Consider the following 23,155-nt stretch of genomic DNA (forward strand, 5'->3'; position numbering starts at 1 on the left):
TGTTTCCCCGGGTCCGCCGGGGGGGGGGGGCATCGGTCCGCACCATCCAGCCCGTCCGGCGTTTGAGGACAACGCGCGAAGCGTGTTGCTGGGGGTCCGGGGTCTCCCCGGTTTCGGGAAGGGGCGGGTAGGGGAAAGACCCCCGTCAGCCGAAGTGCGGCTCCGCGTGCATCGCCCAGATGAGCAACTCCGCCGAGCCCACCGCCTCCGCCGTCACCCCCACCGCCTCGAACAGGCGCATCGCGTCGCCCTCCGACACCACGTCCCCATCCACTCGCACACTCCCCCGCACAACATGCACGTACAGCCACTGCCCGTCCGGCAGGACGGCCCGCTCGCCGGCGCCCAGCCGCCGCACGTGCAGCACCGCCTCCGTCCCCGCCAGGGGGTACGCCCCGTCGGGGACCTGGGGCAGCAGCTCGTAGGACGGTTCCTCGTCGGCCTCCGACGGGGTGAGCCACATCTGTACGAAGCGCAGGGGGGCCGGGCCCTCGTTCCGTTCGGAGTGGCGGGCGCCGGAGCCCGCGCCGAAGCGCTGGAGGTCGCCGGGACGGACGACCGTGCGGTGGCCGGTGGAGTCCTCGTGGGTGAGTTCGCCCTCGACGACCCAGGTCACGATCTCGACATCGCGGTGCGGGTGCGCGGCGAAGCCCGCGCCGGGCGCGAGGTGCTCCTCGTTGCAGGCGGCCAGGGGCCCGAACCGGACGTTGTCTGGGTCGTAGAAGCCGGAGAAGGAGAACGCGTGCCAGGTCTCGATCCCGGCCTCCGGATCGCCGCCGCGGAAGCGTTCACCTGCGCGTTGTACGGCGCGTCGCACATGCGTCATCGGGCTACCGTAGCCCGGCGACCCCGCTCCGCACCCGAATAAGGCAGGCTTGTCCCCGTGCCTGAACCCGCCGCTAACACCCCGCATTCCCACAGCGCCACCCTCCGCCGTCTGGAGAAGTCGTCCGGCACCCTGGCCGCCGCCGCCATCGCGCGGATGGATGCCCAGCTGCCGTGGTACCGGGCGATGCCCCCGGAGAACCGCTCCTGGATCGGCCTGGTCGCGCAGGCCGGCATCGCGGCCTTCACCGAGTGGTTCCGGCATCCCGAGACGCCGCAGGCCATCAGCACGGACGTCTTCGGCACGGCCCCGCGCGAGCTGACGCGGGCGATCACTTTGCGCCAGACCGTGGAGATGGTCCGCACGACCATCGAGGTCATGGAGTCGGCGATCGACGAGGTGGCCGCGCCGGGTGACGAGTCGGTGCTGCGCGAGGCCCTGCTCGTCTACGCGCGGGAGATCGCCTTCGCCACCGCTCAGGTGTACGCACAGGCCGCGGAAGCGCGCGGCGCGTGGGACGCCCGGCTGGAGTCGCTGGTCGTCAACGCGGTGCTCTCGGGCGAGGCCGACGAGGGCGCCCTGTCCCGGGCCGCCGCCCTCGGCTGGAATTCGCCCTCGCACGTGGCGGTGGTGCTGGGGACGGCGCCCGACGGGGACAGCGAGCTGACGGTCGAGGCGATCCGGCGGGCGTCGCGGCACGCGAAGCTCCAGGTGCTGACGGGGGTGCTCGGCGACCGGCTGGTGGTGATCGCGGGCGGCTCGGACAACCCGCTGCAGGCGGCGAAGGCCCTGATCGGGCCGTTCGCGGCGGGCCCTGTGGTGGCCGGCCCCGTGGTGCCGGACCTGCTGGCGGCCACCCGCTCCGCGCAGGCCGCGGCGGCGGGGCTGAAGGCGTGCGCCGCCTGGCCGGACGCCCCCCGGCCCGTACTCGCCGACGATCTCCTCCCGGAGCGCGCGATGGCCGGGGACGCTACCGCGCGTGAGCAGTTGGTGGAGGAGATCTACAGACCGCTGGAGGAAGCGGGCTCGGCCCTGCTGGAGACCCTCAGCGTCTATCTGGAGCAGGCAAGTAGCCTGGAGGGCGCGGCACGGATGCTGTTCGTCCACCCGAACACCGTGAGATACCGCCTCCGACGTGTGACGGACGTCACCGGATGGTCACCCTCCGATGTTCGTTCGGCCTTCACCCTGCGAGTCGCGCTGATCCTGGGGCGCCTGGCAGACGCGGAGTCCCAGCTCTAGGCTTTTGTTGGACATCAACAATTCCCCTGACGGTTCTTGGTCCCTGTCCCCACCGGTGGCCAGGGCCGTCCACGAGAGAGAGTGTGAGGGTGCTCGTACTCGTCGCCCCCGGCCAGGGCGCTCAGACGCCCGGCTTCCTGACCCCCTGGCTCGACCTCCCCGGTGTCGAAGACCGACTCCGTGAGTGGTCGGCCGCCATCGACCTGGACCTGGTCCACTACGGCACGAACGCCGACGCGGACGAGATCCGTGACACCGCCGTGGCCCAGCCGCTGCTGGTCGCCTCCGCGCTGGTCTCGGCCCGGCAGCTGTTCCCGACGGCCGAGGACTTCACCCGCCTGGTGGGCGCCACCGCGGGCCACAGCGTCGGTGAGCTCGCCGCCGCCGCCCTGACCGGGGTCCTCCCCGAGCGGGCCGCGCTGGAGCTCGTACGCAAGCGCGGTCTCGCGATGGCCGAGGCCGCCGCCGTGACCGAGACCGGCATGGCCGCCCTGCTGGGCGGGGACGCCGATGTCGTCCTGCCGCACCTGGAGAAGCTCGGGCTGACGCCCGCCAACGTCAACGGCGCGGGCCAGATCGTCGCCGCCGGCACCGCGGAGCAGCTCGCCGCGCTCGCCGAGGACAAGCCGGAGGGCACGCGCAAGGTCGTCGCGCTGAAGGTCGCCGGCGCCTTCCACACGCAGCACATGGCCCCGGCCGTCGCGGCCCTGGAGGCCGCGGTGACGGAGCTCGACCCCGCCGACCCGCACACGCGGTACGTGTCCAACAAGGACGGCCAGGTCGTCACCTCGGGCTCCGAGGTCGTGCGGCGCCTGGTCGGCCAGGTGGCCAACCCGGTGCGCTGGGACCTGTGCATGGAGACCTTCAAGGAGCTCGGCGTCACCGCGATCGTCGAGCTCGCGCCCGGTGGCACCCTGGTGGGCCTCGCGAAGCGGGCGCTGCCCGGCGTCCGGACCCTCGCGCTCAAGTCCCCGGACAACCTGGACGCGGCGCGCGAGCTGATCGCCGAGTACGCCGCCGACGCCGCGACCCCGGCCGAACAAGGAGCCCCGAGAGCATGACCGCGAAGATCAGGCCCAGCAAGGGCGCCCCCTACGCGCGCATCCTCGGCGTGGGCGGCTACCGCCCGACGCGGGTGGTTCCGAACGAGGAGATCCTCAAGTACATCGACTCCTCGGACGAGTGGATCCGCTCCCGTTCGGGCATCGCCACCCGGCACTGGGCGGGCCCCGAGGAGACGGTGTCCGCGATGTCGGTCGAGGCGGCCGGCAAGGCCATCGCCGCCGCGGGCATCAGCCCCGAGCAGATCGGTGGCGTGATCGTCTCCACCGTCTCGCACTTCAAGCAGACCCCGGCGATCGCCACCGACATCGCGCACAAGGTCGGCGCGGGCAGGCCCGCCGCCTTCGACATCTCCGCGGGCTGTGCCGGCTTCGGCTACGGCCTCACGCTGGCCAAGGGCCTCGTCGTCGAGGGCTCGGCCGAATACGTCCTGGTCATCGGCGTCGAGCGGCTGTCGGACCTCACGGATCTGGAGGACCGCGCGACGGCCTTCCTGTTCGGTGACGGCGCCGGTGCCGTGATCGTGGGCCCCTCCCAGGAGCCGGCGATCGGCCCCACGGTCTGGGGTTCGGAGGGCGACAAGTCGCACACGATCAAGCAGACCGTCGGCTGGGACGAGTACCGCACCACGCCCGTCCCCGGCGGCGACCGCGACGAGGCCCGCCAGGCCCTGGAGGAGATCCGTTTCCCCGCCATCACCCAGGAGGGCCAGGCGGTCTTCCGCTGGGCCGTCTTCGAGATGGCGAAGGTCGCCCAGCAGGCGCTGGACGACGCCGGGATCAGCCCGGAGGACCTGGACGTCTTCATCCCGCACCAGGCCAACATGCGGATCATCGACTCGATGGTGAAGACCCTCAAACTGCCGGAGAGCGTCACGGTCGCCCGTGACGTGGAGACCACGGGCAACACCTCCGCGGCCTCCATCCCGCTGGCCATGGAGCGGCTCCTGGCCACGGGGCAGGCGAAGAGCGGGGACACCGCGCTCGTCATCGGTTTCGGGGCGGGTCTCGTCTACGCCGCCACGGTCGTTACCCTCCCCTAGGCGAGAATCCGCGCGGCCCCGCCGTACGGCCCCTCCCGCATCAGCAGATTTCCATAACGCAGCAGTTACACCGCACATAGAAGGAGCGCCGCAATGGCTCACACCCAGGAGCAGATCCTCGAGGGTCTCGCCGAGATCGTCAACGAGATCGCCGGCATCCCCACCGAGGACGTCCAGCTGGACAAGTCCTTCACCGACGACCTGGACGTCGACTCGCTGTCCATGGTCGAGGTCGTCGTGGCCGCCGAGGAGCGCTTCGACGTCAAGATTCCGGACGAGGACGTCAAGAACCTCAAGACCGTCGGTGACGCTGCCGACTACATCCTGAAGCACCAGGCCTGATCCAAGCGTTCGTCGCCACCCCAGTGGTGGCGGTTCCAGCACCTCTACACGTGGAGACAGAATCCCTGTGAACCCGACCAATCGCACCGTGGTCGTCACCGGTATCGGCGCAACCACACCGCTGGGTGGCGACAGCGCATCGACCTGGGAGGGCCTGCTCGCCGGGCGCTCCGGGGTCAAGCCCCTGGAAGGCGAGCGCTTCGCCGACCTCCCCGTCCGGATCGCGGCCCGCGCGGCCGTCGACCCCGAGGACGTCCTGCCCCGCCCGCTCACCCGCAAGACGGACCGGTCCGCGCAGTTCGCGCTGATCGCCGCCCGTGAGGCGTGGGCCGACGCGGGCTTCACCGCCAAGGCCGGCGAGGACAGCTCGATCGCCCCCGAGCGGCTCGGCACGGTCATCGCCTCCGGCATCGGCGGCGTGACCACGCTCCTCGACCAGTACGACGTGCTCAAGGAGAAGGGCGTCCGCCGCGTCTCCCCGCACACCGTGCCCATGCTGATGCCCAACGGCCCCTCCGCCAACGTCGGCCTGGAGGTGAACGCCCAGGCGGGCGTGCACACCCCGGTCAGCGCCTGCGCGTCCGGCGCCGAGGCCATCGGCTACGCCGTGGAGATGATCCGCACCGGCCGTGCCGACGTGGTCGTCGCCGGCGGCACCGAGGCGGCCATCCACCCGCTGCCCATCGTGGCCTTCGCCAACATGATGGCGATGTCCAAGAACAACGACGAGCCGGAGAAGGCGTCCCGCCCGTACGACAAGGGCCGTGACGGCTTCGTGCTCGGCGAGGGCGCGGGCGTCGTCATCCTGGAGTCGGCCGAGCACGCCGCCGCGCGCGGTGCCCGCGTCTACTGCGAGGTGCTGGGCCAGGGCCTGTCCGCGGACAGCCACCACATCGCGCAGCCCGAGCCGACCGGCCGCGGCATCGCCGCCGCGCTCCAGAACCTGCTCGACAACAGCGACCTCAAGCCTTCGGAGATCGTGCACCTCAACGCGCACGCCACCTCCACCCCGCAGGGTGACGCCGCCGAGATCAAGGCCCTGCGCAAGGTCCTCGGCGACGACCTCGACCACGTCGCGGTGTCCGCCACCAAGTCGATGACCGGCCACCTGCTGGGCGGCGCCGGCGGCATCGAGACGGTCGCGACCGTCCTGGCCCTGCACCACCGGACGGCCCCGCCGACCATCAACATCGACGACCTCGACGAGGACATCGACGCGGACATCGTCCGTGACCGGCCGCGCCCGCTGCCGGAGGGTCCGATCGCGGCGATCAACAACTCGTTCGGCTTCGGCGGCCACAACGTGGTCCTCGCGCTCCGCTCGGTCTGATCCCGCGCCTCTGGTCCCGCGCCCACGACGCGTGAGCGGCCCGCCCCCGGTTCGTCCGGGAGCGGGCCGCTCGTGCTTTCCCCGGCGGGGAGGTCAGCGGTCGAAGCTGGCGAAGTACGAGGCCGCCATGTCCTCGTCGCCGTGGCCCTGTTCGGTGGCCCGGCGGAAGCGCTCGGCGCCCGCGGCCGCCACGTCCAGCCGCACCCCGGCCCGCTCCCCCGCGGCCACGATCAGCCGGGCGTCCTTCTCGGCCGTGGTGGTCGCGAAGCTGGGCGGGGTGAGCCCGCCCCCGAGGATCAGCGCCGCCTTGGCCCGCAGATAACCCATGTCGAGCGGGCCGCCCTCGACGGCGCCGAGGAAGCCGGCCGGGTCCACGCCGAGCCCCTCGGCCAGGGCGAGCGCCTCCGCGGTGCCGTGGGTGACGGCGAGCACCCAGCTGTTGATGACGAGCTTGAGCCGGGTGGCCGCGTCGGCCGGAGCGTCGTCGCCCGCCCAGACCGTGCGGCTGCCGATGGCGTCGAAGACGGGCGCGAGGACCGTACGGGCCTGCGCGGGCCCGGCGGCCAGGACCGTCAGCTGCCCGGCCTCGGCGGGCTGTTTGGTGCCCAGGACAGGGGCGTCGACGAAGACCAGGCCGTGTTCCGCCGCGAAGCCGGTGAGTGCCTCGAAGCCGTCGAGCCCCGCGGTGGTGGACTGGGCCCACACGGTGCCCGGTTCCAGGCCGGGTGCCGCGGCCCGCATCACCTCCAGGGCGGCGGGCCCGTCGTGGAGCATGGTCAGGACGACGCCGGCGCCGCGCACGGCGTCGGCGGGGCTGTCCGCGACGCGCACTCCGTCGGCGGCGAGCGGTTCGGCCTTCTCCCTGCTGCGGTTCCAGGCGCGTACGTCGAGACCGGCGCGGGCGAGGTTGCGGGCCATGGCCGCGCCCATGATTCCCGTGCCGAGGAGGGTGACTGAGGTCGTTTCGGGCATGCGGTGACGCTAGCCCTTGGAGCGGGCTCCACCGCAAGAGCGCGTCGCCGGCGTCCGGGCCCTGGTCAGACCACTTGGTGCAGCCATCTGACCGGCGCGCCCTCGCCGGCGTAGCGGAACGGCTCCAGTTCGTCGTCCCACGGCTTGCCCAGGAGCTTGGCAACCTCGGCGGCGAGGTTGCTCTCGTCCCGGGCGGCGCGCGCGAGCGCCGCCCGCAGCCGGTCCTCGGGGATGAGGATGTCACCGTGGATGCCGGTGACCGCGTGGAAGATGCCCAGTTCGGGCGTGGAGCTGTAGCGCTCGCCCTCGGCGGTCGCGCACGGCTCGGCGGTCACCTCGAAGCGCAGCAGGTGCCAGCCGCGCAGCGCGGAGGCGAGCTTGGAGGCGGTGCCGACCTGCCCCTGCCAGGAGAATTCCGCACGCCAGGTGCCGGGTGAGGCGGGTTGTCGGATCCAGTCGAGCGTGACGCGGACACCGAGCACGCCCGCGACGGCCCATTCGACGTGCGGGCACAGCGCGCGCGGCGCGGAGTGCACGTAGAGAACTCCACGTGTCGTCACCGGGACCTCCAGTGCGGTTCGAGGTTCGCCTTCCCCAGCGGCCTCGCACCTGTACCGGTCCCGCCAGGGACAGCAGCACACATTCTGCCCCACAGGCCACTCCCGCACCAGCTCACGAGGTTACCAACAGTAAACACCATCGGGAGCAATTCTCCTGAAAAGGGACAGGATATGACGTGTTGCCCTAGCGGCGATACCTGAGTGCGAACCCTGCCGGGCCTCGCCCGGCCTCCCCCGGGGAAAAGCTACCGTGCGGTGGCACTCCTCCGGTGACGTACCGTCGGACCCGTACCGATATCACCCGGCCGGAGGGGACGAAGCCATGCGCGACAGCGCGGGACGGAAGGTGCGCGGGGCCGTACGGGCCGCCGCGGCCGTGGTCGCGGCGGCCCTGCTCGTCACCGGCTGTGACGACGGCAAGGGCGACTCCGCCACCGCGAAGCCGAAGGCGCGGCCGAGCGCGAGCCCCGGCCCGGCGTGGAAGACGCGGCCCGAGTCGATCGCCTCCCTCGGCGACTCCATCACCCGCGGCTTCGACGCCTGTTCCCTCCTCGCCGACTGCCCCGAGGTCTCCTGGGCCACCGGCACCCAGGTCGACAGCCTCGCCCACCGCCTGCTGCCCTCCCCGCAGACCAGCAGCTGGAACTTCGCGAAGACCGGCGCCCGGATGTCCGACCTCCCCGACCAGATGCGGGCCGCCGTGGCGAACAGACCGCAGCTGGTCACCGTGCTGCTCGGCGCCAACGACGCGTGCCGCGCCGACGTCGGCGAGATGACGCCGGTGGACACCTTCCGTACGGACCTCGAACGGTCGGTCAAGGAGCTGCGCACCGCCCTGCCCACGTCCCAGCTGTACGTCGCCGCCATCCCGGACCTGAAGCGGCTGTGGTCCCAGGGGCGGGGCAACGGCTATGCGAAGACGGTGTGGAACCTGGGCATCTGCCCCTCGATGCTGCGCGACGCGGGCAACGTGGACGCGGCCTCGGCCGATCGCCGCGAGCAGGTCGACAAGCGGGTCGGGGAGTACAACGCGGTCCTCGCGGACGTCTGCCGCCGGGACGCGCTCTGCCGCTTCGACGGGTCGGTGCACGACTACGACTTCACGGGCGAGGCGCTGAGCAAGTGGGACTGGTTCCACCCGAGCAAGGACGGTCAGCGGCAGCTGGCTGACATGGCGTACCGCACGATCACTTCACCGCGGCCCCCGGCGTGACCCGCGCCTGAGGGGCGAGGCCGGTCAGCCGGCGCCGACCCTTACGGGGGCGGTCAGTCTGCGGTCGGCGATGCCGCGGCCGGCCTCGGCGGTGTACGTGCCGGGGAGGCGCCGCCAGGCGGCCGCGGTCTCGTCCCACACGTCGAAGGCGCGGGGGTCCAGGGCGATGGCCGCCTCCGCAGTCCGCCCCGGCTCCGCCTCCAGCGAGGCGAAACCGGCCAGCCGACGGGCCGGGCGCTCCACCCCGCCGCCCCGAGGAGCGGCGAGGTAGACCTGGACCACCTCCCGGCCGAACCGCGTGCCGGTGTTGCGCACGCGGACCGTGGCCACCGGGGCATCCGTACCCTCGCTCCGGATGTCCAGCGCCTCGTACGACCAGTCGGTGTAGCCCAAGCCATGGCCAAAGGCGTAAGCCGGGACCGCCCGCGCCTTCTCCCAGGCACGGTATCCGATGAACACACCTTCCTCATAAGCAAGTTCACCCTCGCGTGGGTCAACTTCCGTCACCGGGGCGTCCGCGAGGCGGGCCGGCCAGGTGGTGGGGAGCCTGCCGCCCGGTTCGTCGGCGCCCAGGAGCACGTCCGCGAGGGCCGCGCCCGCCTCCTGGCCGGGGAACCAGCCGAGCAGCACGGCGGCGACCTCCTCCCGCCAGGGCAATTCGACCGGGGCGCCGGAATTCACCACGACGACGGTACGGGGGTTGACGGCGGCGACCCTGGCGACGAGCTCGTCCTGGCGGCCGGGCAGGGCGAGGGTGGTGCGGTCGAAGCCCTCGCTCTCGACGCGCTCGGTCGTCGCGACGACCACGACCGCGGCGTCGGCCCCCGCCGCGACGGCCACGGCCTCGTCCAGCAACGCGTCCGGATCGCGCCGGGGTTCGCGGTGCAGGAGGGAGAACGCCACAGCCTCTATGGGGGCGTTCGCGGGTTTTGTCACGGTGTACGCGAGGCTGACGCCGACCGGCTTCCCCTCCTCCAGGGACACCTCGCCCCGCGTGACGGGCGCGCCCAGGAACGCCTCGAAGGGGTCGGCGTCCGGGCCCGCCGCCTCGGTGCCGTCGAAGAGGACCCGCCCGTCCACGGTGAGCCGGAAGCCGCCGGTCCCCCTGGTGCCGAAGGAGTGCGGGCCGCTCGCGCGCGGGGTGAAGGTGCCGGTGGCCTCGACGGTGTGCAGGGCCGCGTACGTCACGCCGTCCGGCAGACCGCCGGCCCACCGCACGGCGCCGTCCGCCATCTCCTCGCGCCCGAGGACCCGGCCGGCGGCGTCCCGGCAGACGGCGGCGAGGCGGAACCCCTCCCCCGCGACCGCGAGTTCGGCGTCGGGCTCGGCGCCCACGGCGTAGGCGAGGACGCCGTCCGGGAGCGCGGCCCGCAGCCCGTCGAGGGGCGACACGACGTGGGCGGGGCAGACCTGCGCCGAACCGCCGCCGAGGATCCGGGCGTCCCGGGCGGCGCCACCGAGGAGGGCGAGACGGCGGGTGCGGGCAGGGTCGATGGGGAGGGCGCGTTCCGTGGGGCTCTTGCCCACGGCCTCGTTGCGTACGAGGACGAAGGAGCCGCGCGCGATCTCCCGGGCGAGGGCCTCGCCGTCGAGGGGCGCGGGTGGCCGGGTGACGGCGGCCGGTGCCCCGTCGAGCACACCGGCGCGCGCCGCGAGCAGCAGCACCCGGCGCGCGGCGGCGTCCACGAGCGCCTCCGGCACCTCGCCCGCCCGCACGGCCGCCGCCAGCGCGGGGCCGTAGACCGTGCGCGGTCCGGGCATGGCGATGTCCAGGCCGCCGCGGATCGCCCCGACGGTGTCGCGGGCGGCGAGCCAGTCGGAGACCGTGCAGCCGTCGAAGCCCCATTCCCCGCGCAGCACTTCGTTCTGGAGGTGGTGGTGTTCGGTCATGGTGACGCCGTTGACCTGGTTGTAGGCGGCCATGACGGCCCAGGGCCGGGCGCGTTCGACGATGGCCTCGAAGGGGGCCAGGTAGAGCTCGCGCAGGGCGCGTTCGGGGACGCGGTTGTCGACGGTGAAGCGCTCGGTCTCGGCGTCGTTGGCGACGAAGTGCTTCAGCGTCGCGCCGACACCGCCGTCCTGCACGCCCCGGACGTAGCCGGTGCCGATCGCCGCCGTCAGGCAGGGGTCCTCGCTGTACGCCTCGAAGTGCCGCCCGCCGAGCGGTGACCGGTGCAGGTTGACGGTGGGCGCGAGAAGCAGGTGCACGCCCTTGCGCCGCGCCTCCTGCGCGAGCACGCGTCCCGCGCGGCGGGCGAGCCCGGGATCCCAGGTGGCGGCGAGCGCGGTGGGGCTGGGCAGCGCGAGCGAGGGATCCGCGGCGCTCCACCGCACGCCGCGCACCCCGACCGGCCCGTCCGACATGACGAGCGCGCGCAGGCCGATGCCCGGCAGCGCGGGGAGCGTCCACATCCCGTCCCCGGCGAGCAGCCGGGCCTTGTCGTCGAGCCCGAGCGCGCGGAGCGCGGCGTCCACGGCGAGCTCACGGTCACGTTCGTCGGACACGGGTCCTCCTGCGGCGCGTGGCGGGACGGTACCGGAGGATCCAGGGTCACCCAGGAAGCGGCCGGGCTCCAGCCCCGCGCTTGAACCTCACGTCGCGTGAGGATGCGATATCACCTCCACCGGGGCTTGTCTGGCGGATCTTGTGGTCGGGTGCGGGTGATTGTCGTGCGCACCACCGCTGCGCGGCGGTGTCCTCGATCTCCCCCAGCCACCTCCCCCCGTCCTCCTGACGGCCCCTTTCCTGTGCGTGCTGGCCACGGCCGGACTGATCCCGTGGGAAACGCTGGTGTCGGTACCGATCGCGGTGGCGGTGCTGGCGGGGCTGACGCTCAGGCGCTTGCGGCGGGGCTCGTCCGGCTGACGTCGGGCTGGGCGATCAGCGTCTCGATGCCCGCGCACAGCATGCGTACGCTGCGGGTGAACTTCTCCTCCTGGTCGTAGGCGGCCGCCGCGGTCACGGTCAGGGGGAAGCGCTCCTGGAGGGCGGCCGCGTCCTCCGGGGTGACGGCGGTGGCGGGGGAATCGCTCTGTTCCTGGAGGACGTAGCCGGTGGTGTGGCTGAGCAGGGTGTCGGCCGCGACGATGAGGTGTTCGCCGGGGACGCCCGCGTCGGCCAGCGTGCGCAGCAGCCGTTCCATCAGTGAGAGCGCTCCGGCGCTGAGCACCTTCGGGCTGTCGGCGAACATGATCGCGCCGCCCGTGTGCCGGCGGAGGCCCTGGCGGAGGGTGACCGCCTGGGCCTCGACCCGGGCCTTCCAGTCGGCCTGTGCGGGCAGTGCGTCGAGCGCTGCGCTGCCCGCGTCGTAGGCCTGCCGGGCCACCCGGTCCGCCATCAGCCGGAGCAGCGCGCTCTTGCTGGGCACGTGGTAGTAGAGGCTTCCGGCGTGTGCGCCGAGGCGCTCCGCCACCTGGCGCATGGACAACCCGTGGTAGCCGGACTCGGCGAACACGGCCATGCCCGCGTCGATGATCCGGTCTGCGGTCAGCTTCATGGGAGCCACCCTAGCGGCAATTTTCAAACAGTGTTTGAATCTTGCCGTGGACCCGGCTACTGTCGTGTCCAGCACAATCCACACGGAGTTCGAGGGGGGCTGGTGGCGATGGGCGCACTGCTGTTCAACGTGACCACGGCGGCACTGATGGTTCTGATGCTCAACGGAGGTCTGGCCCTCGTCGGGCAGGACACCGTGGCCCGGCGCCGGATCCCCTGGACCGCGGTCGGGCTGACCGGGATCGCGCTCGCCGGGGTCGTCACCCAGCTCTGCTGGTCGGGCGCGATGGACACCTTCGACAGCGACCCGGCCAGGTCCGGCTGGTGGCGCGTCGTCACCTCGGTCTTCATGCAGAACGGCGGCCTCCTCGGCGGGGCCTGGAACATCGCCACCCTCGCCGTCATCGCCGCCCTCGCGGAGTGGTTCTGGGGCGGCCCGCTGACGGTAGGCCTGTTCGCCGCCGGCATCCTCCTGCCGGAGCACATCGACGCGCTCTTCGGGCAGACCGGCGGCAGCACCGACCCCCGCAACTTCGCCGGGAGTTCGGGAGCGACGTACTTCCTCGCCGCGACGCTGTCCGCGGCCCTCCTGCTGCGCGGCGGCGAGCGCAAGAACACGCTGCTCGCCATCGGCGCGCCCGTGCTCGGCCTGGGCATGTGGTTCGCCCAGGAGAACGGGCACGGCATGGTGACCGCGTACGGCTTCGTCCTCGGCCTCATCGTCCGCTCCCTGTGCGGCCGCCTGATCCACCCCGACCGCGACCTCCGGCAGCCCCCGCGGACGACCATGGCCTCCCTGGCCGGGCTCGTCGGCAGGCGGCCGCGCCAGGCCGGCTGAGCACCGGCCGCGGCACCGAATCCAGCACCGGGTCCAGCACCGAATCCATCAAACCGAATTCAGCACCGAGTCACCTCTGGGGGGAGACGTCATGCCCGAGAACGTGTACCAGGAAGTGTCGAGGGTCGTGGACGAGGAGGTGAAGAACGTGTACCGGGAGGTGTCGAGGCTCGTCGACGAGGAGGTGGCGAAGCTCATGGACCGGACCAACCGTGAGGTCGACCGCGTCGTGAACCGCGCCCTGGGCGTGGCCGGCCCCGTGGGCTTCGACGCCCGCCACTGGCAGGCCCGGCTCGACGAGCTGCTCGCCACCCACCGCATCCCGGGCGCCGTCCTGGCCGTGCTCGCCGACGGGGAGATCCACGAGCTGGCGAGCGGCATCCTGCACACCGGGACCGGCGTCGAGGCGACCACGGACTCGGTGTTCCAGATCGGCTCGATCAGCAAGGGCTACACCGCCGCGCTCGCGGTGCTGCTCGCCGACACCGGAAGGCTCGACCTGGACGCGCCCGTCGCGGACGTCCTGCCCGGCTTCGCCGTCGCCGACGCGGAGGCGTCCCGTACGGTCACGCCGCGCCAGCTGCTCAACCACACCAGCGGCATCGAGGGCGACTACGTCGACGACACCGGCCGCGCCGACGACTGCCTGGCCCGCTACGTCGAGGGCGCGCGGACCGTCGGCATGACCAACCCGCCCGGCGCCACCATGTCGTACTCCGGCACCGCCTACAACATCCTCGGCCGGATCATCGAGGTCGTCACCGGCAGGACCTGGGACGAAGCGCTCAAGGAGCTGCTCCTCGCCCCGCTCGGACTCGACCGCACGATGACGCTGCCCGAGGAAGTGCTGCGCTTCCGGGCCGCGATGGGGCACATGGGCGACCCCGGCGAGGACCCCGTCCCCACCCCGCAGTGGAACATGCTGCCCCGCTCCGCCGGACCCTACGGCGGGATCAGCGCCACCGCCGCCGACGTGGTGCGGTTCGCCCGGCTGTTCATCGACGGCGGCACGGCGCCGGACGGCACGCGGGTGCTCTCCCCCGCCGCCGTGGCGGCCATGCTCCACCGCGAGGTCGAGATGCCCGACCAGTGGTTCCTCGGCGCTCACTGGGGCCTGGGCTGGGGCCTGTTCGAGTGGGACGGCGCCCGCGGCTTCGGCCACGACGGCAGTACGTTCGGGCAGCTCGCCTATCTGCGGGCCATCCCCGAGAAGGGCCTCGCCGTCGCCCTCCTGACCAACGGCGGCGGCGCCGCGCCCAAGGTCTTCGAGGCGCTCTGCCGCGAGCTGACCGCCGAGTTCGCCGGGGTCACCATGCCGGCCTTCGGCCCGCCCGCGCGGCCGCCGGTGGTGGACACGGCCCCGTTCACCGGCGCGTACAGGCGCGAGGGCTTCCTCATGACCATCACCGACCGCCCCTCCGACGACGGCGTCCTCCAGCTGACGTACGAGGGGGCGGACGGTCTGGCGGGCACGTTCGACCCTCTGGTCTGGAATCTGACACCGGTCTCGGACACACCGTCGAAGACGGTCTTCGCGGGGCGGCGCAGCGCGAAGGACGGGTGGATCCCGGTGGTCTTCTACGCGTTGGAGGACGGCAGCCGGTACGTGCACTTCGGGGTGCGGGCCACGGCGAAGTCGCGCTGAGGCGCGGCCACTTCGACTCCGAGGAGCCACTTCGAGGAGCCACTTCGGGCAGAGGACCGCCCGGTCCGCCTGTCGGGGGAAGCAGGCGGACCGGGCGGGATCCGGGGAGGGCCCTCAGGCCGTGGCGGGAGTGTTCGCGCGGTAGCGGAGGCCGGCCACCGCGGCGAGCAGAGCGGTGACGACCATGAAGGTCCAGCCGTGCCGGAAGGCGTCCATCGTCGGGTGCGCCGAGCTGCCCAGGATCGCGGTGAGCAGGGCGACGCCCAGCGCCGAGCCGATCTGCCGGGACATCATCAGCGTGCCCGAGCCCACCGAGAGCTGCTCGGCAGGGAGCACGCTCGCCGCCCCGAAGAGGGCGGGCTGGATCAGGGCGTTGCCCGCGCCGACGAGGATCGCCCCCGGCAGATAGGCCGCCGCGTAGTGCGGCGAGGGGCCGGCCGCGGCCAGCCACCACACACAGCCCGCGGCGAAGACCACGCCGCCCGCCACCGCCGAGGTCCGGGCGCCGACACGACGGATGATCTTTCCCGAGAGGGCGGAGAGGATCATCACGGTGACCGGGGTGGGCGCGATGCTCAGGCCCGCCCGCAGGACCGAGTAGTGCCACTGCCCGGTCAGGAAGAGGGCGGCCTCGAAGAGCATCGAGGCGAACGCCAGGTAGTAGACGAAGATCCCGATGGCGCCGACCCGGAACAGCCGGCTCGCGAACAGCGTGGGGCTGACGATCGGGTCGGCGGTGCGGCGGATGTGGCGCAGGCAGAGAAGCAGCAGCACCACGGCGGCCGCGAAGCAGCCCAGGGTGCCGGGCGTGGTCCAGCCCCAGTCGGGTGCCTCGACGAAGGCCATCGTCAGGGCGCCGGACGCGAGGAGGATGAGCGCCGATCCGAGCAGGTCCAGGCCCTGTGCCGCCTTGCGGGCCACGTCGGGCAGCAGGCGCGCGCCGGCCAGTACGGCCACGGCGCAGACGGGGACGTTGATGATGAAGATCCACCGCCAGTCGACCTCCACCAGCAGGCCGCCCAGCACCGGTCCGCTGCCCGCGGCGACGGCCGCGACCGCCGTCCAGATGCCGATGGCCGTGGAGCGCTCGTGCTCGGGGAAGGCCGGCAGGGCCAGCCCCAGAGAAGTGGGCACGAGGACGGCGGCGGCGATCGCCTGCACGACGCGGGCGATGACCAGCACGGTCAGGCCGGGGGCGACGGCGCAGCCGACCGAGGACAGCCCGAAAAGGACCATGCCGATAAGGAAGCTGGCCTTCCGGCTCGTCTCGTCCGCGAGCCGCCCGGCGGGCACGAGGAGCGCGGCGAGCACGATCGTGTAGCCGTTGAGCACCCAGGACATGGAGGCGAGCGAGGCCGTGGGGAACGACTTCTCCAGGGCGGGGAAGGCCACGGTGACGGCGAACAGGTCGAGGATCGCGAGGAACTGGGCGGCCGACGCGACGGTCAGCACCAGCCAGCGCCGGGGATCCGCGGGGGCCGGGGCGGGGGCGGCCGCATCCGCCTTCGCCGTCCGGGGGGTTGAGGTCATGGACGTATCCGTCGTCTCTCCGTCGGCCGGAACAGGGTCGCTTCCCACTGTCGGCGCCCACGGCCGCCCCTTCGAGTGGCAGATCTGCCATGAGCCGTTAGATTACTGCCATGACCCAGCAGCCCGGCGGCCCCGGCTCCGTGGCCGTGGCGGTGACCGACGGCATGCCGATCTTCGAACTCGCCGTGCCCTGCGGCGTGTTCGGCACCCCACGCCCCGATCTCCACACTCCTTGGTACGACTTCCGGCTCTGCAACCCCACGGAGACCGCCACGGCCCCCGCGCGGCAGTGGTTCACCACGCACACCCCGTACGGCTACCGGGAGCTCGTCGAGGCGGACACCGTCATCGTGCCCGCCAGCGCCGACGTCCGCGGCGACCCGCCCGCGCGGCTCCTGGACGCGGTCCGGGAGGCCCATGGCCGCGGCGCGCGGATCGTCTCCCTGTGCTCGGGCGCCTTCGTGCTGGCGGCGGCCGGGCTGCTGGACGGGCGGCGGGCCGCCACGCACTGGGACCACGCGCCGCTGCTGGCCGCGCGCTATCCGCGGGTCGAGGTCGACCCCACCGTCCTCTACATCGACGACGGGGACATCCTCACCAGCGCCGGCGGTACCGCGGGCATCGACCTGTGCCTGCACCTGCTGCGCAGGGACCTGGGCTCCCGGGTGGCCGGTTCCGTCGCCCGGCACCTGGTCGTCCCGGCCCACCGGCCGGGCGGGCAGGCGCAGTACATCGAGACGCCGGTGCCGCCCACGGAGACCGACAGCGGACTCGCCCCGCTGCTGCACTGGGCCACCGAGCGCCTCCACGAACCCCTCACCGCGTCCCTCCTGGCCCGGCAGGCCGGCACGAGCGTACGGACGCTGGTGCGGCGCTTCCACCAGGCCACCGGCACCACGCCGCTCCAGTGGCTCCAGGCCCAGCGCGTCGCCCGCGCCAAGGAGTTGCTGGAGACCACCGACCAGCCGATGGACAGGATCGCCGAACAGTGCGGGCTGGGCGGCGCGGGCAACCTCCGCCTCCACTTCGCCCGCAGCGTCGGCATCCCGCCCACCGAATACCGCCGTTCGTACCGCGCCTCGGACGGCGGGACCGACCGCCGCCGCACCGGTTCTTGCACCAAAGTCGGATACCCCTCGCCCCTGCTCCGCGGGTAGAAACGTGGGTGACCGCCCACAGGACAAGGGGATCCGTATGCCCGCCACCTCCGCCGAGACACCCGATCCGTACGCGACGGGCAGCCGCATCCGCAGGGAAGTGCTCGGCGACGAGCACGTGAACTCCGCGCTGAGCAACTGGCCTCCGGCGAAGCCCCTCTTCGACCTGATCACCGCGCACAACTGGGGGTCGGTCTGGGCGCGCGAGGGGCTGGACCGGCGGACGCGCACTCTCCTCAACCTCGCGCTGCTCACCACCTTGAACCGTCCCGAAGAGCTGCGTCTCTACGTCCGCGGGGCGCTGCGCAACGGGTGTTCCGTCGAGGACATGGCCGAGGTCGCCGTGCACTGCGCCGCCTACGCCGGCGGCCCGGCGGGCATCGGGCTGATGAGGGCGGTCCACGAGGCCCACGAGGCCGTGTCGGCCGAAGAGACCGTGTCGGCCGAAGGGTGAACGGCGGTGAGGGGGCGGGCCCGGGAGACATCCCGGGCCCGCCCCCTCGCTTCCGCCGTGCGCGTTCCTTCCGCCGTACGGTCAGCGCGCGGGCGCCGTCAGCTCCGCGTCCCGCCCGGCCGGGGCCGTGGCGCGGCGGCTCATGCCCTGCTTGAGGCAGGACCGGGCGATGGAGTCGCCCTGGAGCAGCGTCCGGGAGTTGACGTGCGGACGGGCGCCGATCGCGGTGACCCACTGCACCGACTCCACCGGGGGGCCGTAGGAGAAGCGGGCCGGGTGGGGTGTGCCGTGGTGGTCGATGACCTGGAAGGTCACATCGGTGACGTCCAGCCCGCCCGTCTCGTAGCCGGGTCCCGTCGCGTCGGGGATGAAGTGGGCCCGGCACCCTCCCGCGGAGAGCAGCGACGCCAGCAGCGGGTCGGTGGCCCGGCGCACGTCGGTCAGGGGCAGATGGGCCTCCACGAGCGCGGTCACCCGCAGCGGCGCGCCCGGCACCTGGGGCGAGTCGACGACGAAGGCGCCCGACTCCTCGTCCGCCCTCACCCGCATGTCCGGGCCCAGCAGCTGGACGACCCCGGCCTCGACCAGGGCACGCAGCTGCCGGACGCGCGTGGCGGGCGGCCCGCTGGCGGCGTAGTTGTTCAGCCCGCTGAACCAGCGGTCGATGTGGTCGCGGTAGGAGGCACCGCTCAGGCCCCGGTGGGAGATCACCTGCCGCACCTCGTCGCGCAGGTCGCGCATGACCGCGGCGGCCGCCTTGACGGCGCTCGTGGCCGGCCCCAGGTCCGAGTGCCGCAGGTCCTCGTCGAGGACGCCGAGTATCCACTCGCGGTAGTCGGCGGAGCCGGTGAACTCCCGTCCGCCCGCGGGGCGGTCGAGCGTCGCCCAGTTCCAGCGCAGCTCCGGATCGGGTACCAGCTCGCTCAGGAGCGCCTCCATCTCCGGGGATCCCCACGCGTGGCGCGGGTACTCGACGAGCAGCCGGGCGTGTCCGGCCGGGTCGCCCTCCCGGAGGAGCACCCGGTAGTAGTTCCAGGCGACCTCCTTCGACACGAGGGGGAACAGGTCACGCATGAAGTCGGTGCGGCCGGTGCCCGCCCCGCCCCTGAGCCGGGCGATCTCCTCGGCCGAGAGGAAGGTCGCCTGGTAGCGGGGCACGATCTCCTGGCGGACCTCCGCCCGCGCGCGGTAGGGCACGCCGCGCCCCGATCCGGCGTGGATGACCGGCTCGTCGCCGCTCGGCACGTACGTCAGCCCGCCGTCGGCGCGCGGGGCGAAGCGGCCGCCCCTGCCTTCGGTGAGCAGGGCCATGTAGTCGTAGAAGTTCAGTCCGAGTCCGCGCAGGACCACGGGGCGGCCGGGGCCGACCGGTGCCAGGTCGGCCTCCGCCGGGCTGCTCGGCGGTACGTAGTGCAGGCCGTGCCGGGAGGCGAACGCGGTGAGCCCGGCCTGCTTCTCCGTCGGCGCGACGTCGTAGTGGCCCTGCGCGAGGACCACGGCGTCGGCCTCCAGCGGGAGGTCCTGGCCGTCCAGCGACACCTGCTGCGTGCCGTCCGGGGTCTCGGTGACCGACGTCGCCCGGGTGCGGTGCACGTGGACGCGGACCCCGGCGGGCGCGTCGCGCGCGATGCGGGCGAACGCCCAGCCGAGGTACTCCCCTTGGAGCGCCCGGGAGGCGTACGACCACGGTTCCATCACCGCGCACTCGGCCTTCGTCACCCCGGTCACCCCGGTCACCTCGCCCTCGGCGACCATGCGGGCCCACTGGTACTGCGTGGGCCCGGACGTCAGCGGGCCCTCGCACGTGACGGTGGCGTCGGGGAAGACGGTCACGTCGCCGGAGACGGTGTTCATCAGCAGCCGGCGTGACTGGCCGGTCTGCCACACCCGGCCGCCGCCGGCCGGGTGGGGGTCGACGACGTGCACCTCGACCGGCGTACCGCCCACGAGTTCCGGGGCGTTGGCGCAGATCCGCTCCAGCGCCACGGTCCCCCTCGGCCCGGCACCGACGATGCAGATGCGCAGGGGTTCTGCTTCCGTTGACATACGAGCTCTCCTAGCTGAAGCAAAAGGTGAAGGCCGGTGGGGTTCGGCGGGGGAAGGTCCGGGTGCCGCCGCCGTGGCGGTCGGGGGCGGGAGCGGTCAATCGGATTCCTCGCCCTTCGCCTCCCGGAAGAGGGCGGGGAAGTAGTTGATGTCCTCGGTGAGGCCGGTCAGCAGGGAGCCGATGACGGGGCCCGCGCTGTCGGCGCCCTTGAGGAGGTCGCTGTTGCGCCGCCGGGTGCGGTCGCCGAACGGGAGGGAGCCCGTGGACAGATAGCGGATGGCTCCCTCGGCGTCGCGCTTGGGGATGATCTCCGACTTGGCGTAGCGGCTGGCGCTGAAGGGGATGTCGAGGCGCCCGGCCGCGAAGGCGTCGACGACCGCGGCCGTCGTGTCGGTGGCGGCGAGCACGGGTTCGACGATGTCGGCGACCTCGGCGAGTATCCAGGCGAGCTCGTCGGCGACGCGTTCCTCGTCGACGGTGATGAAGCCCAGGAGCGGCGAGTTGGCCCGGTCGGCCAGCCGCAGCCCTTCGACGTTCGCGCGGGTGTCGGGGATACCGAAGGCTTCCTGGTAGGTCTTGGTGATGAGCTTGGACGCGCCGCCCAGCCTGGCGACGAGCGCGCCGTAGAAGATCAGGTCCTCCGCGTTGCCGCGCTTCTTGGGGAAGACCCCCATGAACTCGTGGAGCACGGCGTGCACTTCCACCCCGGGGGGCAGGTAGGTGCGGGCGAGCGCGGGGATCGCGCGCAGGGCGGCGACGTCCTGGACGAGGTGTCCGCTCTGGGGGTACGAGACGGAGATGCAGCGCACCCCCGCGCGCGCGGCGAGGACCGCTTCGAGGACGCTGATCGCGAGGCTGATCGAGGGCGGGACGAGCACGGCGGTGAGCGTGCCGAAGAGCTCGCGGTCGATGACCAGGCCGAGGTCCGCGAGTTCGCCGCACACCTCGTCGACGGCCTGCCACGCGGCGAGGGACTCCTCCAGCGGGACGGCCTTGGAGTACGGCAGGTTGTAGGAGACTCCGCCGCCCTCGAAGGAGGTGATGCCCGAGGCGACGGCGACGTCGAAGAGGATGCGGGCGTCGGGCGAGCCGTGGCGGATCTCCAGCGGGGCCGCGACGGACTCGTTCATGTCCCTGCCGCGCTGGTAGCCGTGGCTGACCAGGGGGTAGCCGTTGAGGTCGGCGGGCGCCCGGTTGAGGGAGCGCAGGGCCTGTTCGAAGCGTTTGAGGCGGGTGTGCGAGTCGATGGTGAGGGTGAGGATGTCGGGGGCCGCCTGGTCCTCCAGTTCCCGCAGGAGGGCCTTCATCTCCTCGTGGCCGCCGACGCCGCAGCGCGGCTGGATGGCGACCCGGCCCGCGTCGCGGGCGTCCATGAGGACGCGGGCGGCGGTGGGCTTGCCGAGGGAGGTGATGTAGTCGACGGACTCCGCGAGGGGCGGCAACGCCTCCGCGCCGGGGCTCCCGGAGCGCCCCGGCAGATAGCTGACCTTGGTCATGACGCCACGAGCAGGCGCTGCCGCTCCGCGGCCCGGACCGCGCGCAACTCGTCGAGCGCGGAGAGCAGTTGCCCGGGGTCGCGCAGGATGCGGTCCACACCCAGGGCGTGCAGGCGCTCCAGGTCCTTGGGGTCCTTCTTGCTGCCGACGGAGAGGTTGCCGCCGACGATGACGGGGCAGGTGATGCGGCCCGCCTCGCGCGCGGCGGGCAGGTCGCGGAGATCCTCGTGGACGTGGCCGTTGAGGCTGCCGATGATGACGGCCTCTGCCTCGGGGTGCCGCTCGCACGCCTCGGCGAACTCCTCGACGGGCGTGCACGTCCCGAGGTTCTCGACCTCGAAGCCGAGCCCGCGCAGGGCGTGGGCGATGAGGTGGTTGGCGACGGCGTGACTGTCGCTGGCCGCGACTCCGAGGATGACGAGGCGGCGTTCGCTGTGCGACATGGGGGAGCTGCTCCTTCGGATGCGTGACGGTTCCGTGGGGGTGGGGCGCGCCGGCGGGCCGGGCGGGGTCAGTCGTCGAAGGCGGCGAAGAGCTCGCGCTTGCTGACCGAGCGCAGCCGGGTGACGTCGTACTCCTCGGCGTCGGCGGCCGCGAGGGAGTCGAAGACGTAGCTGATCGCCGGGACCAGGCCCCACACCTCGTGGTAGGCGGGCCAGCCGGGGTGGCCCGCGTCGACGTCCCGCTGCCGGGCGAAGAGGTAGTCCGCCCAGTCGCGGCTGGAGGGGGCGCGGTGGTGGTAGTCGTGGACGACGGTGTCCCCGGTGAGGACCAGATAGCGCGAGGGCGCGTGGACGAACGCCATGCGCAGGGCCCAGCGGACCCAGGCCGCGGCGCGCCGCCCCGCGGGGAGGGCCGGGTCGGGGGCGGGTTCGCCGATGAAGATGGCGTTGGTCAGGGAGGCGAAGTAGTCCCGGCCGCGGCGGACTTCGATGCCGACCGGCGGGAAGGTGTGCTTGACGCACAGGCGCAGGGTGTTGCTGACCTGGAACAGCGGGATCAGCGGGATGAACCAGACGACGAGCAGGGCGTCCCACGTCCCGGTGGCGATCGTGGCGGCGGCGAGGGCGCCGTACAGCACCACCGAGGTGACCTTCTCGCTGGTGGCGGACTTGTTCCAGAAGGAGCGGGTCCGGGAGTACGCGAAGGCGAAGTGGAAGCGCGGCGACACGAGCTTCGCCAGGACACGGCGCCACATCTGCCGCCGCGTCATGCCCGGGTGCAGGTCCAGGCTGACGAGGAACGCCTGCACCGTGGGGTCGCGCAGGGTCATGTGGTGGGCGGCGTGGTGGTCGCTGACGTGCTCACGGCTGTACCGCTCGAAGTTCTGGATGACCAGCAGGCTTGAGGTCGCCCGGCCGATGACGGCGTCGAGCTTGCGCTTGCGGTACATGTTCTTGTGCGAGCACTGGTGGTAGACCATCATGCGCAGGTTGCGCATGCCGTGCAGGGTGACGGCCCAGCCGGGCAGCAGCAGGAACAGGTACCAGGACCCCAGCGCCCACCCGGTCGCGCCGACGGCCGCTCCGACGATCATCGCGGCGACCGCGGCGGCCAGGTGGAAGGTCGGCGACCAGCCGAACGGGGCCTGTCCGGCCAGGGGTTTGCCGGTGAGGACGGTGAGCGGCGACTGGAGGAGCCCTGGCAGGCTCCGCATGGTCTCCCTCGGGTCGGGGACCGCGGCGGCGGCCGGGCCCGCCTGTCGCGGATGGGCATCGGTAACGGACACAGGTTCTCCTGGATCGATCCGGGCCTGTCGTTCCTCGGCTTCCTGGAACGGCTCCCCGGCGCCTTCCGGAGAGCGGACAGGGGCGGCGGCCGCGGGTATCGACGTCGCGGAGCATGGCTGGCACCCCGCCCCCCGTCCTCGCGGCGGGAGCCGGGGCGGAACGTCCGGCCGCCG

General features: G+C 72.8%; 20 protein-coding genes. 10 read left to right on the plus strand and 10 right to left on the minus strand.

Going from position 1 to position 23,155, the window contains the following annotated elements; all coding sequences use genetic code 11:
• Positions 1-145: 145 nt before the first annotated feature.
• On the minus strand, positions 146-826 hold the full coding sequence (locus AB0435_RS15105) for a pirin family protein (protein WP_366427183.1): 681 nt from the start codon (positions 824-826) through the stop codon (positions 146-148).
• A 57-nt stretch (positions 827-883) separates the two neighbouring features.
• On the opposite strand from AB0435_RS15105, the gene AB0435_RS15110 reads away from it, so the two are divergent.
• The 5 genes from AB0435_RS15110 to fabF all read left to right on the plus strand — a co-directional run bounded on the left by AB0435_RS15110 (position 884) and on the right by fabF (position 5,844).
• A complete protein-coding gene (locus tag AB0435_RS15110) occupies positions 884-2,068 on the plus strand; it encodes a helix-turn-helix domain-containing protein (RefSeq protein ID WP_366003258.1) in 1,185 nt (394 codons plus the stop codon).
• Positions 2,069-2,157: 89 nt separating this feature from the next.
• Positions 2,158-3,129, plus strand: a complete 972-nt coding sequence (locus AB0435_RS15115; RefSeq protein WP_366003256.1) for an ACP S-malonyltransferase — start codon at positions 2,158-2,160, stop codon at positions 3,127-3,129.
• Positions 3,126-4,172 (plus strand): ketoacyl-ACP synthase III, encoded by a 1,047-nt coding sequence (locus AB0435_RS15120; protein ID WP_366003255.1) that lies wholly within the window; start codon positions 3,126-3,128, stop codon positions 4,170-4,172. The genes AB0435_RS15115 and AB0435_RS15120 overlap by 4 nt, the downstream gene beginning before the upstream one ends.
• Positions 4,173-4,265: 93 nt before the next feature.
• On the plus strand, positions 4,266-4,514 hold the full coding sequence (locus AB0435_RS15125) for an acyl carrier protein (protein ID WP_366003254.1): 249 nt from the start codon (positions 4,266-4,268) through the stop codon (positions 4,512-4,514).
• 67 nt (positions 4,515-4,581) lie between these two features.
• Positions 4,582-5,844, plus strand: a complete 1,263-nt coding sequence (gene fabF, locus AB0435_RS15130; RefSeq protein ID WP_366003253.1) for a beta-ketoacyl-ACP synthase II — start codon at positions 4,582-4,584, stop codon at positions 5,842-5,844.
• A gap of 93 nt (positions 5,845-5,937) precedes the next feature.
• On the opposite strand, the gene AB0435_RS15135 is transcribed toward fabF, so the two are convergent.
• Positions 5,938-6,816: an NAD(P)-dependent oxidoreductase gene (locus AB0435_RS15135; RefSeq protein WP_366003252.1), complete on the minus strand. Its 879-nt coding sequence runs from the start codon at positions 6,814-6,816 to the stop codon at positions 5,938-5,940.
• Between the two features lie 65 nt (positions 6,817-6,881).
• Positions 6,882-7,376 (minus strand): DUF3145 domain-containing protein, encoded by a 495-nt coding sequence (locus tag AB0435_RS15140; protein ID WP_361533020.1) that lies wholly within the window; start codon positions 7,374-7,376, stop codon positions 6,882-6,884.
• A gap of 322 nt (positions 7,377-7,698) precedes the next feature.
• Between AB0435_RS15140 and AB0435_RS15145 the strand changes: the two genes are divergently transcribed.
• Positions 7,699-8,589 carry an SGNH/GDSL hydrolase family protein gene (locus tag AB0435_RS15145; protein ID WP_366003251.1) on the plus strand — a complete coding sequence of 297 codons (891 nt, stop codon included), beginning with the start codon at positions 7,699-7,701 and terminating at the stop codon, positions 8,587-8,589.
• A gap of 24 nt (positions 8,590-8,613) precedes the next feature.
• On the opposite strand, the gene AB0435_RS15150 is transcribed toward AB0435_RS15145, so the two are convergent.
• Positions 8,614-11,094 carry a glycoside hydrolase family 3 C-terminal domain-containing protein gene (locus tag AB0435_RS15150; protein ID WP_366427184.1) on the minus strand — a complete coding sequence of 827 codons (2,481 nt, stop codon included), beginning with the start codon at positions 11,092-11,094 and terminating at the stop codon, positions 8,614-8,616.
• A 329-nt stretch (positions 11,095-11,423) separates the two neighbouring features.
• Entirely contained in the window at positions 11,424-12,086 is a 663-nt protein-coding gene (locus AB0435_RS15155) for a TetR/AcrR family transcriptional regulator (protein WP_366003249.1), read from the minus strand.
• Between the two features lie 108 nt (positions 12,087-12,194).
• Between AB0435_RS15155 and AB0435_RS15160 the strand changes: the two genes are divergently transcribed.
• Both AB0435_RS15160 and AB0435_RS15165 read left to right on the plus strand, forming a co-directional pair.
• Positions 12,195-12,923 (plus strand): hypothetical protein, encoded by a 729-nt coding sequence (locus tag AB0435_RS15160; RefSeq protein WP_366427185.1) that lies wholly within the window; start codon positions 12,195-12,197, stop codon positions 12,921-12,923.
• A 91-nt stretch (positions 12,924-13,014) separates the two neighbouring features.
• Positions 13,015-14,568, plus strand: a complete 1,554-nt coding sequence (locus AB0435_RS15165; RefSeq protein ID WP_366003247.1) for a serine hydrolase domain-containing protein — start codon at positions 13,015-13,017, stop codon at positions 14,566-14,568.
• Between the two features lie 114 nt (positions 14,569-14,682).
• Here the strand turns inward: AB0435_RS15165 and AB0435_RS15170 are convergent, their stop codons facing one another.
• Positions 14,683-16,098, minus strand: coding sequence for an MFS transporter (locus tag AB0435_RS15170; RefSeq protein ID WP_366427186.1), 1,416 nt, complete (start codon positions 16,096-16,098; stop codon positions 14,683-14,685).
• A 110-nt stretch (positions 16,099-16,208) separates the two neighbouring features.
• Here AB0435_RS15170 and AB0435_RS15175 point away from each other — a divergent pair, with 110 nt between their 5' ends.
• Positions 16,209-17,255, plus strand: coding sequence for a helix-turn-helix domain-containing protein (locus tag AB0435_RS15175; RefSeq protein WP_366427187.1), 1,047 nt, complete (start codon positions 16,209-16,211; stop codon positions 17,253-17,255).
• Positions 17,256-17,292: 37 nt separating this feature from the next.
• The gene (locus tag AB0435_RS15180; protein ID WP_366427188.1) at positions 17,293-17,709 is read left to right on the plus strand and encodes a carboxymuconolactone decarboxylase family protein; all 417 of its coding nucleotides are present in this window, start codon (positions 17,293-17,295) and stop codon (positions 17,707-17,709) included.
• Between the two features lie 81 nt (positions 17,710-17,790).
• On the opposite strand, the gene AB0435_RS15185 is transcribed toward AB0435_RS15180, so the two are convergent.
• The 4 genes from AB0435_RS15185 to AB0435_RS15200 form a co-directional block, all read right to left on the minus strand.
• Positions 17,791-19,755 carry an FAD/NAD(P)-binding protein gene (locus tag AB0435_RS15185; protein ID WP_366427189.1) on the minus strand — a complete coding sequence of 655 codons (1,965 nt, stop codon included), beginning with the start codon at positions 19,753-19,755 and terminating at the stop codon, positions 17,791-17,793.
• A 96-nt stretch (positions 19,756-19,851) separates the two neighbouring features.
• Positions 19,852-21,252, minus strand: a complete 1,401-nt coding sequence (locus tag AB0435_RS15190) for a methylaspartate mutase (protein WP_366427190.1) — start codon at positions 21,250-21,252, stop codon at positions 19,852-19,854.
• The gene (locus AB0435_RS15195; protein ID WP_366427191.1) at positions 21,249-21,695 is read right to left on the minus strand and encodes a cobalamin-dependent protein; all 447 of its coding nucleotides are present in this window, start codon (positions 21,693-21,695) and stop codon (positions 21,249-21,251) included. The genes AB0435_RS15190 and AB0435_RS15195 overlap by 4 nt, the downstream gene beginning before the upstream one ends.
• A 68-nt stretch (positions 21,696-21,763) precedes the next feature.
• Positions 21,764-22,981, minus strand: a complete 1,218-nt coding sequence (locus tag AB0435_RS15200; protein WP_366003240.1) for a fatty acid desaturase — start codon at positions 22,979-22,981, stop codon at positions 21,764-21,766.
• Between the last annotated feature and the right edge of the window lie 174 nt (positions 22,982-23,155).

This window comes from Streptomyces sp. NPDC051173 (assembly GCF_040689515.1).
In the GTDB taxonomy this organism is placed as follows: Bacteria; Actinomycetota; Actinomycetes; order Streptomycetales; family Streptomycetaceae; genus Streptomyces.

Excerpts from the sequence above, each read along its gene's own strand:
- AB0435_RS15105 (WP_366427183.1), bottom strand. The coding sequence starts at position 826 with ATGACGCATGTGCGACGCGCCGTACAACGCGCAGGTGAACGCTTCCGC.
- AB0435_RS15120 (WP_366003255.1), top strand. The coding sequence starts at position 3,126 with ATGACCGCGAAGATCAGGCCCAGCAAGGGCGCCCCCTACGCGCGCATC.
- AB0435_RS15125 (WP_366003254.1), top strand. The coding sequence starts at position 4,266 with ATGGCTCACACCCAGGAGCAGATCCTCGAGGGTCTCGCCGAGATCGTC.
- AB0435_RS15135 (WP_366003252.1), bottom strand. The coding sequence starts at position 6,816 with ATGCCCGAAACGACCTCAGTCACCCTCCTCGGCACGGGAATCATGGGC.
- AB0435_RS15145 (WP_366003251.1), top strand. The coding sequence starts at position 7,699 with ATGCGCGACAGCGCGGGACGGAAGGTGCGCGGGGCCGTACGGGCCGCC.
- AB0435_RS15155 (WP_366003249.1), bottom strand. The coding sequence starts at position 12,086 with ATGAAGCTGACCGCAGACCGGATCATCGACGCGGGCATGGCCGTGTTC.
- AB0435_RS15160 (WP_366427185.1), top strand. The coding sequence starts at position 12,195 with ATGGGCGCACTGCTGTTCAACGTGACCACGGCGGCACTGATGGTTCTG.
- AB0435_RS15165 (WP_366003247.1), top strand. The coding sequence starts at position 13,015 with ATGCCCGAGAACGTGTACCAGGAAGTGTCGAGGGTCGTGGACGAGGAG.
- AB0435_RS15170 (WP_366427186.1), bottom strand. The coding sequence starts at position 16,098 with ATGACCTCAACCCCCCGGACGGCGAAGGCGGATGCGGCCGCCCCCGCC.
- AB0435_RS15175 (WP_366427187.1), top strand. The coding sequence starts at position 16,209 with ATGACCCAGCAGCCCGGCGGCCCCGGCTCCGTGGCCGTGGCGGTGACC.
- AB0435_RS15180 (WP_366427188.1), top strand. The coding sequence starts at position 17,293 with ATGCCCGCCACCTCCGCCGAGACACCCGATCCGTACGCGACGGGCAGC.
- AB0435_RS15185 (WP_366427189.1), bottom strand. The coding sequence starts at position 19,755 with ATGTCAACGGAAGCAGAACCCCTGCGCATCTGCATCGTCGGTGCCGGG.
- AB0435_RS15190 (WP_366427190.1), bottom strand. The coding sequence starts at position 21,252 with ATGACCAAGGTCAGCTATCTGCCGGGGCGCTCCGGGAGCCCCGGCGCG.
- AB0435_RS15195 (WP_366427191.1), bottom strand. The coding sequence starts at position 21,695 with ATGTCGCACAGCGAACGCCGCCTCGTCATCCTCGGAGTCGCGGCCAGC.